The sequence below is a fragment of the Sphingomonas sp. R1 genome (assembly GCF_025960285.1).
In the GTDB taxonomy this organism is placed as follows: Bacteria; Pseudomonadota; Alphaproteobacteria; order Sphingomonadales; family Sphingomonadaceae; genus Sphingomonas.
Map to the genome: position 1 here is coordinate 242,221 of NZ_CP110112.1, position 15,124 is coordinate 257,344.

The window sequence follows — 15,124 nt, forward strand, 5'->3', positions numbered from 1 at the left end:
TTCAGTTTACTCGGCCGGCTGGAGCTGGTGATGCTCGCCACCCTGCCCGCGCCGCCAGGCGATCCGCGCACCGAGCGCGCGGCACACCACGTAGAAGGTCGGCGTGAACAGGAGGCCGAAGCCGGTGACGCCCATCATCCCGAAGAACACGGCGGTACCCAGCGCCTGGCGAAGCTCGGCCCCTGCCCCGCTCGCGATCAGCAGCGGCACCGCGCCGAGGATGAAGGCGAAGCTGGTCATCAGGATCGGCCGCAACCGGTCCTGCGCCGCCCGCACCGCGGCTTCCACCGGCGACAGGCCGTCGCGCACTTCGGCCTGGTGGGCGAACTCGACCACGAGGATCGCGTTCTTGGCGGCAAGTGCGATCAGAACGACGAGCCCGATCTGCGTCAGCACGTTGTTGTCCATGCCGCGCAGGTTCACCCCCGCCATGGCCGCCAGCAGGCACATCGGCACGATCAGGATGATCGCCAGCGGCAGCGTCAGGCTCTCATATTGCGCCGCCAGCACCAGGAAGACGAAGAGCACCGCCAGCGCGAACACGAGGCCCGCGGTGCTGCCCGCCATCTTCTGCTGATAGGCGATGCCGGTCCACTCGCCCGCATAGCCGGCAGGCAGCTGCGCCGAGAGCTTCTCCATCGCGTCGAGCGAGGCGCCCGAGCTGTAGCCCGGCGCGGTATCGCCATCGACTTCCACCGCCGGGAACAGGTTGTAGCGCGTCACGCGATACGGGCCCGTCTTGTTCTCGAAGGTCGCGACCGATCCGATCGGCACCATGCCGCCGGCGTCCGAACGCGTCTTGAGGTTGGCGATATCGGCCTCGGTCGCCCGGAAGGGCGCGTCGGCCTGCGCGGTCACCCGGTAGGTGCGGCCGAGCATGTTGAAGTCGTTCACGAAGGCCGAGCCGAGATAGACGTTGAGCGCTTCGAACACCCGCTCGGGCGGCACGCCCAGCATCTCGGCCTTGCGGCGGTCGATATCCGCGAAGACGCGCGGCGTCGCGGTGTTGAAGAAGGTGTAGACTTGGGCGAGGCCGGCCGTCTTGTTGGCCTCGCCGATCAGACCGAAGGCGGTGTTGCCCAGCGCCTGATAGCCATGCTCGGCGCGATCCTCGACCATCAGGCGGTAGCCGCCGGCCGAACCGATGCCCTGGATGAGCGGCGGCGGGACCACGAGCAGCATCGCCTCGTTGATGTCGGCGGTGCGCTTGCGCGCCTCGGCCATGATGCCGGCGATGTTGACGCCGAGCTTCTTGCGCTCCTCGAAGCTCTGCAGCGGGACATAGGCGGCGGCGCTGTTCGGGGCGAGCGTCTGCGACGGGCCGTCGAAGCCCGCGAGCATCACCGATCCCTTGACGCCCGGGATCGGCAGGATGCGCGCGACGACCTTGCGCATCACCTCGTCGGTGCGTTCGAGCGACGAGCCTGGCGGCAGCTGGATGACGGTGAGAAAGTACCCCTGGTCCTGCGCCGGGATGAAGCCGACCGGGGTCACCCAGAAGGTCGCGACCGTCGCGGCGATCAGGCCGAGATAGGCAACCATCATCCGCTTGGGTCGGGTGACCAGCTTGTGGGTGAGGCGGGCATAGCCGTTGCTCATCCGCTCGAAGCCGCGATTGAAGCCGTCGGCGGCGCGGCTGATGAAGCGCCCGAACCCGCCGCGCGGGGCATGCTCCTCATGCTTGAGCAGCACTGCGGCGAGCGCCGGGGACAGCGTCAGCGAGACGAGCAGCGAGATCGCGGTGGCAACCGAGATCGTCACCGCGAACTGCTTGTAGAAGGCGCCCGAAAGACCGTTGAGGAACAAGGTCGGCAGGAACACCGCGAACAGCACCAGCACGATCGCGACGAGCGCGCCCGACACTTCGTCCATCGAGGTGCGCGCCGCCTGGAGCGGAGTCATCCCCTGCGCCAGATTGCGCTCGACATTCTCGACCACGACGATCGCGTCGTCGACGACGATGCCGATGGCGAGCACCAGCCCGAACAGCGACAGGTTGTTGAGCGAATAGCCCATCGGCAGCAGCACCGCCATGGTGCCGATCAGCGACACGGGGATTGCCACCACCGGAATGATCGCCGCCCGCCACTTCTGGAGGAACACGATCACGACGAGGACGACGAGGATCACCGCTTCGCCGAGCGTGTGGTACACCGCGTCGATCGACTGGGCGATGAACTCGGTGGGGTTGTAGATCACGCGATATTCGAGGCCCTTGGGGAAGGTCTTCGAGATCGTGTCCATCTCCGCCTTGATCCGCATCGCCGCGGCGAGCGCGTTGGAGCCCGGGCGCTGGAAGGCGGCGAGGATCACGGTCGGCTTGTTCGAGAGATAGGTGTTGGACGAATAGTCGGCGGCGCCGAGCTCGACGCGGGCGACGTCGCTCACGCGGACCTGGCGGCCCTCGCTATCGGTACGGATGACGACGCGGCCGAACTCGGCCGGGGTCTTGAGACGGCCCTGCGTCTCGACGTTGAGCTGGAAGGCATTGCCGCTGGGCTGCGAACCCGGCTGGCCGAGCGTGCCGGCGGCCACCTGGATGTTCTGCCCGCGCAGCGCCTGGACGATGTCGCCCGCGGTGAGGTTCAGCGCGGCGGCACGGCCGGGATCGATCCACACCCGCATCGCATAGTCGCGCGCACCGAACATGCGCACGTCGCCCACGCCTTCGAGCCGCGCAAGGCGGTCCTTCACCTGGGTCAGCGCGTAGTTGGAGATGTAGCTGCGGTCGATCGAGTTGTCGGGCGAGATCAGGTTGACCACCATCAGGAAGTCGGGGCTGGTCTTGCGGGTGACGACGCCGAGGCGCTGCACTTCCTCGGGCAGGCGCGGGATCGCGACCGCGACGCGGTTCTGCACCAGCACCTGCGCGGCATCGAGATTGGTGCCGGTCTTGAAGGTGACGGTGATCGTCACGTTGCCGTCGCCGGTCGACTGCGACGACTGGTAGAGCATGTCGTCGACGCCGTTGATTTCCTGCTCGATCGGCGCCGCGACGGTTTCCGCCACGGTCTCGGCCGAGGCGCCGGGATAGCTGGCCGTCACCGTGACCGTCGGCGGCACGATGTCGGGATATTGCGAGATGGGCAGCGCGAAATAGGCGATGCCGCCCAGGATCGTGATGATGATCGCAATCACCGCCGCGAAGATCGGGCGGGTGATGAAGAAGCGTGAGAGGCGCATGGCCTTCTCCTTTTCCTAGCGGACGCGCGTGCTCGCGCCCGCGCAAAGTCACGCGGACGGGCACACGGGAAACTACCTGCCGCCGGGCCGGTGGGGTGGCCCGGCGGCAGTTCGGTCAGCGGGCGAAGGTCGCCTGGCCCGTGACCGGAGCGGAGACGATCGGCGCGTCGGTCGCGGCGTTCGGCGTGATGGTGCCGGCCTTGGGCTGCACCTTGCCGCCGGGCTGGGCGAACTGGGTGCCGGCGATCACCACCTTGTCCTGGGGCGCGAGGCCCGAACGGACGATGCGGAGGCCGTCGACCACCGGGCCGAGCACCACGGGCTTGGGCACCACGGTGCCGTCGGCGCCGACGGTGAGCACCAGCTTGCGCGCCTGGTCGGTCTGGATCGCGGCGTCGGGCACCAGCAGCGCCTGTGCCTTGCCGCCCGCGGCGAGCCGCATGTTGCCGAACATGCCCGGTGTCAGGAACATGTCCTTGTTGGACAGCACCGCGCGACCGCGGATCGTGCCGGACTTGGGGTCCAGCCCGTTGTCGGTGAAGTCGATCTGGCCCTTCCAGCGATAGTCGCCTTCGTCCTGCAGCCGGATCTCGACCGGGCTGGCCGAAGACCCCGCAGCGCGCTTGGCCTTGAGGAACAGGGCTTCCGAGCCGTCGAAGGTGAAGTAGATCGGATCGAGCGCGTTGATCGTGGTGAGGAGCGTACCGCCCTGCCCTTCCCCGGCGGCGACCAGATTGCCGGGATCGACCTTTCGATCGGAGATGCGGCCCGCAATCGGCGCGCGCACCTGGGTGAACTCGACGTCGAGCGCACGCGCGCGGACCCGGGCCTCGGCCGCGGCGACCGCGGCAGTGGCGGCGCGGACGCGGGCCTGGAGACGTTCGACATCGCTCTTGGAGACGGCCTCGACGCTCACCAGCCGCTGGGCGCGGTCCAGGTCGGAGCGGGCGAGCGCCAGATCGCTCTGCGCGCTCGCCACGCCGGCCTTGGCTTCGGCCAGCGCGGCGGTGAACGGACGCGGATCGATCGTGAAGAGGAGCTGGCCCTGCTGCACGACCGCGCCGTCCTTGAAATGGATCGCGGTGACGGCGCCCGAGACGCGCGGCCGCACCTCCACGGTGCGGCTCGCCTCGAAGCGGCCGACATATTCGTCCCACTCATTCACTTCGCGGGCGAGCGGCGCGGCGACGGTGACGACGGGTGCGGCCGGCGCTGCCACGGCAGGCGCATTGCGCCCGCTCAGGCTGAAGCCGGCGGCGACCACGCCCACCGGCACGACGACCAGCGCCGCCTTCTGCCAGGTGCGCAGACGCTTGGGGCGGCGTTCTGCCACCGCTTCGCCCTCAATGGGCGCGTGCATATTCATGATGGTTCCCCTGATTCATCGCCGCGCGACCACGGCTGATGCTGGTGAGCAGCGTCTCCAGCTGGCCGGGCGTGTAGCCGGCAGCATGGAAGCGCTGGATTTCGGACTGCGGCACGCGGAAGCCGCGATGCCACGAGATGACGGCGATGCGGCGCAGCGCCTCGAGCTTGGGATCGGCAAGCCGCGGGTTGCCGCGCTCGCCGCCGAAGATCACGCCGAGCGCGATCGAGAGGCGGCTGGGCGCCTCCAGCGAGGACATGCGGTCCTTCTGGGCGATCGCGACGACCTGCCATTCGAGCGCGCTCAGCTTGGTTTCCTCGCGCGGGATGGCGAGGAAGGCGGGGAGCGCGGCGGCGTTGCCGGCCATGTCGGTGAGATCGAGATATGCCATGATGCTTCTCCCTCGGTTGTACCGACGGCGAGCAACGCTCCGCCTTTCCCGCAAAACCCCTTTGGCCGCAGGCGTCGGTAGGATGTGTCGTGGATGCGCGACACCCAGCGCCGCGAATTGCTCACAGCGTTCGGCTGCTCTCGCGAAAGAGCGCGCGTGAATTGAACCGACGTCCGCGTGGAAGCGAGCGTCGTTACTGGACGATTATGGAAGGTTCGAGCCTAGGGCTCACCCCGTTTCTTGCGTGCAAGCTGGCGCATGTCCGCGTCTCCGTCTGCCCCGCGAGCCCCGAGAGGCGGCGGATCACTTTCTATACCAGTCGGTATATAAGTCGCGCTGCGGTGCGTCAACAGCCTTTTTATACCGGCCGGTATTTTTCTTCGCAAGCCGGATTTCGCATGGCCGAAACGATTTATCGTGCCGGCCACATGGCCAGGCTGGTCTGCACGAGCCGTTCGAGATCGGCGCAGGTCGCGCCCGATCCGCCCTGCAGTGCGATGCCCTGGATCAGCGCGATGATATAGGCGGTCAGCCCTTCCGGATCGGCACTGCCGGGAAGGTCGCCTTCCGTCCGCGCCCGTTCGAACCGGGCGACGATCGCCCGCTTTGCCGACTCGCCGCGCTTCAAGACCTCCTCGCGAATCGACTCGGCCTCGACGCCGCATGCGACCGAATTGATCACGCCCATGCAGCCCTTGGGATCGCTGGTGTCGCGCTGTCGCTCCAGCGCGCCGCGCAGCAACGCCTCCGCCACGCCGCGCGCGGTGGGCGCTTCCAGGGCACGTCCGATATAGCAGAGTTTCTCGCGCTCGTAGAGGTCCAGCGCCTTGCAGAACAAGGCTTCCTTGTTGCCGAAGGCAGCGTAGAGGCTGGGCCGGGTGATGCCCATCGCTTCGGTGAGATCGGTCAGCGAGGCGCCTTCATAGCCCTTGCTCCAGAAGATACGCAGCGCCGCGGTCAACGCCTCTTCGACGTCGAATTCGCGGGGGCGGCCCTTGGCCACAGTACAGGCAGCGGTTTTCATAACGAGCGGTATATAACCCTGCCGGCAAAGGATTGCCAGTACGCGCTTGTCCGCATCGGCGGAGGCGACACGCCCCCGCCGAGCGCCGTCTTTACGGGCGAACGCCGCGCACGCCGTTGAGCACCGCCAGCGCCGCGATGCCGAGAAAGGCAGCGCTCGTCCACGGGCGCGCCTTGGCGAAGCTCTTCGCCTTCTCGGCGATCGGGGCGTCGCCCGAGAAATGGGCACGGATATCGTCGGTAAGGGCAGTCTTGCCGTTCGAAACGGTCTTGGTCGCGTCGGTCATGATCGTCTCCGTTGATCCGGGCGCAGCTGCCTGCGCACCCCGCCCCAACGCCCGTCGCCGCGCGGGTTTCCCCAAAAACAAAGGCCCCGGCCTTTCGGCCGGGACCAGGGGTCGTCGGGGGACGAGGGGATCAGAAGGTAAGGCGCACACCCACGCGATAGGTGCGGCCGATCGTGTCGTAGAGCGCCGGATTCACGTCGAGGCCGGTATTGGTCTGCGGCGAGGGCGCGGGATCGACGTTAAACAGATTGTCGACCTTGAAATAGGCCTGCACGCCGGAGGTCACCTTGTAGGATCCGCCGAGGTCCACATAGAAGGCGCCGGGCATGAAATTGCGGCTGATCGTCGGGTTGTTGCCGGTCGAGGCCGGGCAGCCGGTCTGGCAGACGACATATTGGTTGCCGAACACGCCGTCGGAGAACCAGCGCTCCTGCACCAGCAGGCTGAACTGGTCATTGTCGTAGCTCTGGATCGCCAGCCACTTCCATTTGGGCGTTGCGCCCGTATTGGCCCCGGCATTGTCCACCGTCGCCACGCCCGCGATGCCCGCGCGGACCAGGAACTCGCTGACATGGGTGCCCAGCGCGCGGACCGTGAAGTTGCCCGGCAGGCCCAGCGGACGTGCCCAGCGATAGCTTGCCTCGATGTCGACGCCGCTGGTCTTCCAGCTCGCCAGGTTGAACGGCTGCACGTTGATGAAATTGCCGCCCTGGACCGGGCTGTTGAGGACGAAGCCGCCGCAGAAGGCCTGATTGCCCTCGAAGCAGAAGCGGACGATTTGGTCGGCCGACAGCGTCGAGACCACGCCGCTCAGCTTGATGGTATAATAGTCCACCGAAACGCTCAGGCCCGGCAGCCAGTGCGGATTGGCCAGCGTGATGCCCACGGAGGTGTTGCGGGCGATTTCCGGCTTCAGGTTGGGGTTGCCCACCGTGTTCTGGAACGCCTGCACCGCGACGTTGCGGAACGGATCGTTGAAATTCGGCAGCGTGGTGACGGTGGGGGCGGCGAACAGTTCGGAGAGGTTCGGCGCACGCACGTCGCGCGAGGTCACCGCGCGCAGGCGGATGCCGTCGATGGGCGTGTTCCAGGTGCCGCCCAGCTTCCACGCCCAGATCGAGCCCGAGGTGCTGTAATGGGTGTATCGCGCAGCCGCGTTGAGGTTGGCGCGGCCGAGGCTGTCGCTGTCGAGCAGCGGCAGGTTCACTTCGGCGGAGGCTTCGTAGACATTGTACTTGCCGCCGCCATTCTTGTAGTTGCCGGCCGCCCAGTTGCTCCCCTGCGCCGCGTTGAGCAACGGATCGACCGGATAGGCGGCACTGTTCGGGCTGGACGCGCCGGCGCCGTACGGGTCGGCGTTCACCCGGTAGAACTCGCGGCGATATTCGCCGCCGATCGCGAGGCTGAGCGGACCGGCCCAGAGATCGATCAGATTTCCCGAGAGATTGGCGCTGACCACGTCCTGGGTCAGCTTGGTGTGCTGGAACGGGCCATTGGCAGGGGTGACATAGGCAAGCGCGGAAGCCGAGGGGGCGAAGGCGCCGAAGACGTTGATGGGCTGGCAGCCCGCCGCCCGCGCGACCGGATCGGCGCAGACGATCGCACCATTGAGGCTGATCGCGTTGGTCGCCGCGACATAGCGGTTCTGCAGCACGATGTCGTGGACGTTGATGTCGGCGATGGTGACGCCGTGCTCGTAATAGGCGTCGTAATTCCACTCGCCCCCCGCGGCGGTGAACTTGCCCTTGGCGCCGAGCACGCCGCGATACTGGCGGCGATCGGTATAGACCTGCGGATCGGGGAAGGCTCCGTTGCTGGTGCCGAAGTTGAACTGCGTGATGCCTGCGGTGGTGCAGCGATCCCGGATGAGCTGCGGCAGGAACGGATTGGCGCACTGCACGGTCAGGTTCGGGCGGTTATAGCCCGGGCTCGGCTGGTTGTTAGTCTTGACCTGCCCGATGTTGAGCGTGCCGTAGATCTCGTTGCCCGGCGCGATGTCGTAGCCGATGCGCGTGTAGCCGACGACGCGCTGCAGCTTGGAGACGAGCGACGCGCCCGAACCCGGCGCGCCGGTGAGGTCGCCGCCGACGCAGAAGCTGTTGCCCGGATAGCAGTTGCTCACCCGGCCGGTGCCCAGCGGCTGGCCGCCGGAGCCATAGTTGAAATTGTACGGCGTGCCATTGGCGTCGAACGCGATGCCCTGGAGCGGGCCGTTGTTGATCAGGCCATAGCGGGCATATTGATAGGGCTGGGCATAGTCGCTGTAGACGAACTGCGGCGACCCGTTGTTGGTCTGGCCGGTGTTGAGCAGCGTGGTCGCCTTGTACCAGGTGCGGCTGCGGGCGAGATCGGTGCCGAAATCACCGGGGCCGACACCGCCGTCATGCGCATATTCGCCGCTGACGATCAGGTGGAGCCTGTCGCCCGCGAACGAACGTCCCCAGGCGCCCTGCGCCAGGATCTGCTTGTTGTCGCCATAAGTGGTGATGCCGCCCTGGAGGTTGGCCTTGAATCCGGTGAAGCGGGTGTCGGTGATGAAGTTGACCACGCCGCCCACCGCGTCCGAGCCGTAGGAGGCGGACGCGCCGCCGTTCACCACGTCGACGCGCTGGACGAGCAGCTGCGGGAACAGGCTGATGTCGGGCACGCCGGTGACGTTGGCGGCGGCGACGCGCTGGCCGTCGAGCAGGGTCAGCGTGCGGATCGGCTGCAGGCCGCGCAGCGAGAAGGAGCTGAGGCCCTGCTGGCCGCTCGAGGTGCTGAAGGTGCCGGTCGCGGCGCCGGTCGAGCCCTGGAGCGAGGGCAGCTGGGCAATGGTGTTGAACAGGTTGGGCTGCGCGTTGGCGGTGATCTGCTCCGCGCCGATCACCGTGGTCGGCGTGGGCGCGGTAAAGCCGCTGGCGACGATGCGCGAGCCGGTGACGGTGATCTGGGCGGGTTCGGCATCGGCGGGTGCCGGCGGCTCCTGGGTGGGCACCGTGGCCGGTGCGGGCGCGCTGGTCTGCGCCGCGGCGGTGCCGGTGAGCCCCATTGCGGCGAGCGCGATCAGGCTGGCGCCGCAGAGCTGCCGATGCGGTACGAAAATCCCCTTCATGGGCCGAACCCCTCCAATGTTTTCCGGTCGTTATCCGACCCGTGGCGATGATGGTTCGACGCTAGTCCCGCGCGCGGCCGCCGACACGTACGACATAGGTGGTAGACGGCCGCGGCCGCCGTTCAGGGACGCGTGGCGTAAAGCGCGTGGTGCGTGAGGATGAAGAGCGTGCGCCCGCCCTCGCCGCCGAACAGGATCTGCAGCGGGCGCTCCGGCACGTCGATCCGGCCGACCTGCCGGCCGTCCGCCGCATAGACGAACACCTGTCCGTTCGCGACATAGACCCGCCCGTCCCGCGCCACCGCCACGCTTTCGCCGCCGCGACTGGCGAAGGGCTTGAGGTTGGTGAGCGTGCCGGCGGGCCCCACCGTGCCGGAATAGGTGATGTTCTCCGATCCGTTGGTGACGAACAGCCGCTCGCCCGGCTTGCCGCCGACCAGCCCATTGGCGTTGAGCGCGTGCGACCAGCGCCAGCCGACATGGTCGATCGGCCCCTGCTGCCACACCCGGAAGGCGGGCAGCGCGACGCTGCCGTCGGGCGAGACATAGGCCTGGGTCTTGGGCTCGCCCGCTTCCCTGGCGAACAGCTCGGCCATGGTGGTGAACTGGTAGGTCTGGTGGTTGAGCTGGTCGCGGAATTCGCCGTTCGCCCACCAGTTGACCGGCAGGAGCGTCTTCGCGCCCGCCCCCGCGCCGATCGGGGTGGGCTCGATGCGGGTCAGCTGGTCGCGCGGTCCGTCCGGATCGATCGAATAGACCGCGCCCTTGGGCCCCAGCGACGACAGCACCAGCAGATGGCCCGAAGCGTCGACCGCGAGGTTCACGGCGTCCAGCGCATGGTCGCGGATGATCTCGAGGCCCTTGGCCTCGCTCCAGCGCTGGATGCGCTGGAAGCGGCGGTCGATGAAGTAGAGCCGACCGGCCGCATCCACGGTCGCGCCGGAGATCGAGTAGAAGCCGTCCTCCAGCTTCTCGACCTTGGACGATGCGGGCTTTTCCGCCACCTGCCGCTCGGCAGCGCCGATATCGAGCCGGGCGAACTCGCGCTCGCGCACCAGCCGCTTGCCGGTCACGTCCTGGATGGCGTTGTCGAACGGATATTTGCTGGCGCGCAGGAAGGTGCCGCAGCCTTCGTCGTCGCACGCGGCATAGCCGCTCTCGGCGTTCACATGCACGTTGCGGAAGCGGATGTCGGCGGAGTTGAACAGCCGCACCGCGCTCGGCGCCGGATGATAGCTGCGCGTCACCCGATAGCCATGATAATTGGCGAACAGCAGGTTGCGCGAGTTGCGGATCTCCAGCGAAACCGCATCGGGGCCGTCGCCCACTTCCTGCTCGGTCTGGGGGGCGAGGAACTCCCAGTTCTGCACATTGTCGAGCACGAACTCGTTGCGCACGTGATGCTCGACCGACATTTCGTACACATGTCCCGGCGTGCTGGTGTTGGTGACATAGAAGCCGGCCTGGGCGAAGGTGTTGGGGCTCCACACATCGGTGAAGGTGCCGCCGCCATTGTCGGTCACCCAGATGCTCGGATATTGCGCGTCCCACCGCCCGTCCGCCACCGGGTCGCCGCTGCGCGCCTGCTGCGTGCCGAGCGGCTTGCCGTCGGCGGTGGGGGTGCCGCCGCCGCCCATGATCTTGACGTCCTGCATCAGGCTGTTCGCACCCGAGCGCCACAGCACCGCCGAGGCGCGCGGGTTCACCCGGCCGGTGAACAGGCCGAGGCCGGAGAGGATATTGTCCCCGCCCTGCGGCGTCTCGAGGATGGGGTTCACGCTTCCCAGCCCGGCATGGGCGGGATTGTTGTCGGGGATCGTCAGCTGGGTGATCGCCGGGTGCAGGCCGATCAGCACCGTGTCGGGTCGCAGCTTCAGCCGGTCGGTCACCTTGTAGAAGCCGATCGGCAGATAGAGAACGCGGTTGCCATCGATCGCCTTCTGAAGCGCGGCGGTATCGTCGGTCGTCCCGTCGCCCTTCACGCCGAGCTTGCGGACGTTCACCCACGCGTTCATCGGGGGCAACGCGCGCACGGCCGGTCCGCGCGGCGCCGGCAGGCTGGCCAGGGGTTCGACCTCGGCCTGGAGATCGTAGCTCCCCATGTCGCCGAGCGCGGGCACCTTCAGGCCATAGGAGAACGCACCGACCCGGTACGCCCGCCCCTTCCCCGCCACCGTCTTGCCGCTCTCGCGGAAACGGGCGAAGACCGGGCTGTCGATCGCCACCGCATTGTCGAAGCCGACCTGGGTGAAGACGTTGTTCTCGTTGGAGATCACCACGCCTGCCTTCGAGACGCGCTCGAACCGCACGTCCTTGCCGTAGAGCGAGTCGGAATAGCCGCGGTCGATCTCGATCCCCACCGGCGTGTCGCGGATCGCGACATTGACCAGCGTCAGGTCCACCTCATGCTCGCGAATCGCCGCCTCGCGCTGGCCGTCGAAGGTGGAGTCGATCAGCGTGAACTGCCAGGCGGGCGAGGTCTTCTCGGTGACGATGCCGTAGCGCCCGCCCTTGAACGCGACCTTCTCCATCACGTTGCCGGCCTGGTAGACGCCGGCAAAGCCCGAGCCGGTCCGGAACTCCATGTGGCTGAGGAACGCATGCTGCGCCATGCGGAAGCGTACCCCCGCCGCTGCGGGGTTGCCGGCGCCGATCTCGATGTCGACGTTGCTCATCGACGAATAGAAGGTTCCCGAATTGGCGTCGCGGACGACCCGGTCGCGCGGAACCACCGTGGGCACCGGCACCGGCACCTTGCCGACGGCGTACTGGTCGTCACCGCCGAACACGATCATCGTCGAGACGCCCTGCTGGAAGCCGGGCGTGTTCGCGCCGAGCAGGATCACCGGTCGCGTCGCACCCACGCCATAGACGCGCACCCCTGCGGGCACGACCAGCGTGCGGCTGATCCGGTAACGGCCCGAGGGCAGGAACACCACGCCATGCCGCGTCGCGTCGCGTGCATCGTCCAGCGCCTTCTGCAGCGCGGCCGTGTCGTCGGCCTTTCCGTCCCCCCGTGCCTTCACCGTCACCGCGCGCGGCTCGTCGGGTGCGGTGGGGAAGAGCGACGCCTGCTGCGCCAGAGCGGGAGCGGTGAGCGAGGTCGCGACGAGCAATCCGGCGAGCAGGCAGCGCATATGTATCCCCATCCTAACTATCTGATTGCAATAGCTATCCCATGCGCTGCGCGGCGGCACCTGCGACCAAGGTCGTAGTTTCCAGCGGGGGCCTCGCCTTTCACAAGCAGGCCAGCCTTGCCCGGAGCCGAAACACCATGCCCAGCCTGCCCGCCGGATCGCCCATCCCCGGCGCCGTGATCGTGATGGGGGTGAGCGGCTGCGGCAAGTCGACGCTGGGCGCGCTGCTCGCCGAAGCCCTTGGCTGCCCGTTCCTGGAGGGCGATGCCTTTCACGCCCCCGAGGCGGTCGCCAAGATGCGCGGCGGCGAGCCGCTCACCGATGCCGATCGCTGGCCGTGGCTCGATCGGCTGTCCGCCGCCGTCACGCAATCCATGGCCCGGCACGGGCGGGCGGTGGCGGCCTGCTCGGCGCTGCGGAGCGTCTACCGGGACCGCCTGCGCCACCGCATCGCCGCCCCCGTGCAGTTCGTCCTGCTCGAGGCGGATCGCGCGGCGCTGGTCGCGCGGATGGCGCGCCGCCCCGGCCACTTCATGCCGACGAGCCTGCTCGACAGCCAGCTCGCCACGCTCGAGCCCCCCTCCCCTGCGGAAACCGCGCTGGTCCTGCCCGGCGCCCTGCCCGCCGTCGACTTGCGGGACCGGGTATTGGCGCATCTGGACGGTCTCGCGCTCAGGGCATGAGGCGGCGGCGCCCCTCCCCCAGGTGCCAGCGCATCGCCAGCGCAGCGCGCTCGGGGTCCTGCGCGCGGATCGAATCGACGATCACCTCATGCTCGTGCAGCATCACCGCGACGACCTCGGCCGAGCGCGACCGCGAGATGTCGACCCCCGCCTGCATCACCTTCTCCACATCCGGCCAGAGGGCGTCGAAAGCCTGCTGGAAGGCATGGTTGCCCGTCGCGTCGGCGATCGCGCGGTGCAGCTCGCGATCCTCGACATGCGCCGGCGCGCTCGAGAGCAATGCGGCGCGCAGCCTGCCCAGGGCGGCATCCAGCGCGACCATCTGCTCGGGCGTGCGCCGAACCGCGGCCAGCCGCGCCGCTTCCGTCTCCAGCACGAAACGCACCTCGTAGCTGCCCAGGGTCAGCGGGAGCTCGGCAAGCGGCATGAACGCCGCCAGCCGCTCCGAGGGCCGCCCCTTGACGAACGAGCCGGCCCCGCGGCGCACCTCGGTGATCCCGTCGGAGACGAGGCGTACCAGCGCCTCGCGGACGATCGCGCGGGAGACGCCGCACATCTCGGCCAGGCGCGCCTCGGATGGCAGCCGGTCGCCGACCGCCAGCCCTTCGGATTTGATCCACTCGACGATCGCCGCATAGGCGTGGTCGGCAAGGCGCGGCTGCGTCATCGCGCGGTGCCCTGAATCTGTCGTGCCGCCATGGTCCTCCCCCGCCCGCAGCGCCTGCTGGCACTGGAACCTATCAGACAGGTTTAGCCAGCCAGCCGGCGAAATGCTAGTATTCACCCGCCAAGCGCACGTCCCACGTGATTTTGCGCTTGAACCTGTCCTACAAATCTGCGTAGTTAACGTTAACGAATCTGGAGGCAGCGACCTCGCAAGCGGATCGATCAGGGAGAGAGGGCATGCACGCCGCGACTCAAGCGCAACCGGCCGAACGGAACAGCGGCGACGCCGCGACCCCGCCTCGCCTTACCCCCACCCAGATGGAAGTGCTGCGCTGCGTGCACTCCGGGCTGCTCAACAAGCAGATTGCCTATGAGCTCGGCATGGCCGAGGCGACCGTGAAGGTTCACATGACCGCGGTCATGCGCAAGCTCAACGTGCGCAACCGCACCCAGGCCGCGATCGCGGCGGGTCAGTTCGGCTGGTAGGTTCGCGCTATCGGCTCAGGCCGAAAGCAGCCGGCGTTCCAGCAGCGCCTGGACGTCGCGGCGGCCGTCCGCGATCAGCAGCACGAACACATGATCGACGATGACCCGGTAGATCAGGCGATAGGGCGGCGCCACGATCTGCCGGAACTCGCGGATGCCGAGCGCATCGAGTTCGCCCGGGATACTGCCCCGATCCGGAAACGCTTCCAGGCTGTCGATCCTGGTCAGCATCATGTCCAGAAACGCGTCCGCCTGTTCCGCCGATCGGTTCGCACCGATCCATGCGTGGATCTCGGCGAGGTCGGTTTCGGCGCCGTCGGTGAGATAGACCGTGTGGCGGACGCTCATGCCGCGGTGTCGGTGCTGCCCTTGCGCAGCCGCGCGATGGCGTCGCGGGCGAGCGTGACACGACCTGCCTCCACATCGCGCGTGCCGAGCGCCATGAGCTTCAGCAACGCCAGCGTCTCCTGGGTGGCCTGATAGCTCGCCACGTCCTGCAGCACCGCCCGCGCCTCGCCATTCTGGGTGATGACCAGCGGAGCGCCGCCTTCTGCCAGGCCACGCAGGACGTCGGCAGCATTGGCTTTCAAATAACTGACAGGCTTGACCTGTTCGGTGTAGCGCATGCGACCTCCCAACCCTTTTGGTGGATTTTCAGACCATTATCGGTCCGAATATAGTCTTGAGAGGCCGTGATAACAATCGCGCTGCGCAGAAGTTGCGCCGTTTTGGCGCATAGCTTGCCGCTTTGAACGAAATATGAGATGTGTTGGCTAACTCTCATTCAACCGCGCAAAGCGAGGCACGA

General features: G+C 67.7%; 12 protein-coding genes. 2 read left to right on the top strand and 10 right to left on the bottom strand.

The features are described from left to right. Positions 1-6: 6 nt before the first annotated feature. From OIM94_RS19350 to OIM94_RS19380, 7 genes are all read right to left on the bottom strand, one after another. Positions 7-3,183 carry an efflux RND transporter permease subunit gene (locus OIM94_RS19350; RefSeq protein ID WP_264610040.1) on the bottom strand — a complete coding sequence of 1,059 codons (3,177 nt, stop codon included), beginning with the start codon at positions 3,181-3,183 and terminating at the stop codon, positions 7-9. A 115-nt stretch (positions 3,184-3,298) separates the two neighbouring features. Then, positions 3,299-4,549: an efflux RND transporter periplasmic adaptor subunit gene (locus OIM94_RS19355; RefSeq protein WP_264610041.1), complete on the bottom strand. Its 1,251-nt coding sequence runs from the start codon at positions 4,547-4,549 to the stop codon at positions 3,299-3,301. Then, positions 4,527-4,940, bottom strand: a complete 414-nt coding sequence (locus OIM94_RS19360) for a hypothetical protein (RefSeq protein ID WP_264610042.1) — start codon at positions 4,938-4,940, stop codon at positions 4,527-4,529. Before OIM94_RS19360 ends, OIM94_RS19355 begins: the two co-directional genes overlap by 23 nt. Before the next feature lie 412 nt (positions 4,941-5,352). Next, a complete protein-coding gene (locus tag OIM94_RS19365; RefSeq protein WP_264610043.1) occupies positions 5,353-5,964 on the bottom strand; it encodes a TetR/AcrR family transcriptional regulator in 612 nt (203 codons plus the stop codon). Positions 5,965-6,055: 91 nt separating this feature from the next. Beyond that, complete coding sequence (locus tag OIM94_RS19370; RefSeq protein WP_264610044.1) at positions 6,056-6,250, bottom strand: hypothetical protein; 195 nt, start codon at positions 6,248-6,250, stop codon at positions 6,056-6,058. A gap of 130 nt (positions 6,251-6,380) precedes the next feature. Further along, positions 6,381-9,344, bottom strand: coding sequence for a TonB-dependent receptor plug domain-containing protein (locus OIM94_RS19375; protein WP_264610045.1), 2,964 nt, complete (start codon positions 9,342-9,344; stop codon positions 6,381-6,383). A gap of 122 nt (positions 9,345-9,466) precedes the next feature. Then, entirely contained in the window at positions 9,467-12,481 is a 3,015-nt protein-coding gene (locus tag OIM94_RS19380) for a glycosyl hydrolase family 28-related protein (RefSeq protein WP_413716414.1), read from the bottom strand. Positions 12,482-12,618: 137 nt separating this feature from the next. On the opposite strand from OIM94_RS19380, the gene OIM94_RS19385 reads away from it, so the two are divergent. Continuing rightward, on the top strand, positions 12,619-13,164 hold the full coding sequence (locus OIM94_RS19385) for a gluconokinase (RefSeq protein WP_264610164.1): 546 nt from the start codon (positions 12,619-12,621) through the stop codon (positions 13,162-13,164). Here the strand turns inward: OIM94_RS19385 and OIM94_RS19390 are convergent. Further along, a complete protein-coding gene (locus tag OIM94_RS19390) occupies positions 13,154-13,831 on the bottom strand; it encodes a FadR/GntR family transcriptional regulator (protein ID WP_264610046.1) in 678 nt (225 codons plus the stop codon). The two genes, OIM94_RS19385 and OIM94_RS19390, sit on opposite strands and share 11 nt — an antisense overlap. A 236-nt stretch (positions 13,832-14,067) precedes the next feature. On the opposite strand from OIM94_RS19390, the gene OIM94_RS19395 reads away from it, so the two are divergent. Continuing rightward, positions 14,068-14,316: a response regulator transcription factor gene (locus tag OIM94_RS19395; protein WP_264610047.1), complete on the top strand. Its 249-nt coding sequence runs from the start codon at positions 14,068-14,070 to the stop codon at positions 14,314-14,316. Between the two features lie 15 nt (positions 14,317-14,331). Here the strand turns inward: OIM94_RS19395 and OIM94_RS19400 are convergent, their stop codons facing one another. Both OIM94_RS19400 and OIM94_RS19405 read right to left on the bottom strand, forming a co-directional pair. Beyond that, the gene (locus tag OIM94_RS19400) at positions 14,332-14,664 is read right to left on the bottom strand and encodes a type II toxin-antitoxin system RelE/ParE family toxin (protein WP_264610048.1); all 333 of its coding nucleotides are present in this window, start codon (positions 14,662-14,664) and stop codon (positions 14,332-14,334) included. Further along, positions 14,661-14,942: a type II toxin-antitoxin system Phd/YefM family antitoxin gene (locus OIM94_RS19405; RefSeq protein ID WP_264610049.1), complete on the bottom strand. Its 282-nt coding sequence runs from the start codon at positions 14,940-14,942 to the stop codon at positions 14,661-14,663. The genes OIM94_RS19400 and OIM94_RS19405 overlap by 4 nt, the downstream gene beginning before the upstream one ends. Between the last annotated feature and the right edge of the window lie 182 nt (positions 14,943-15,124).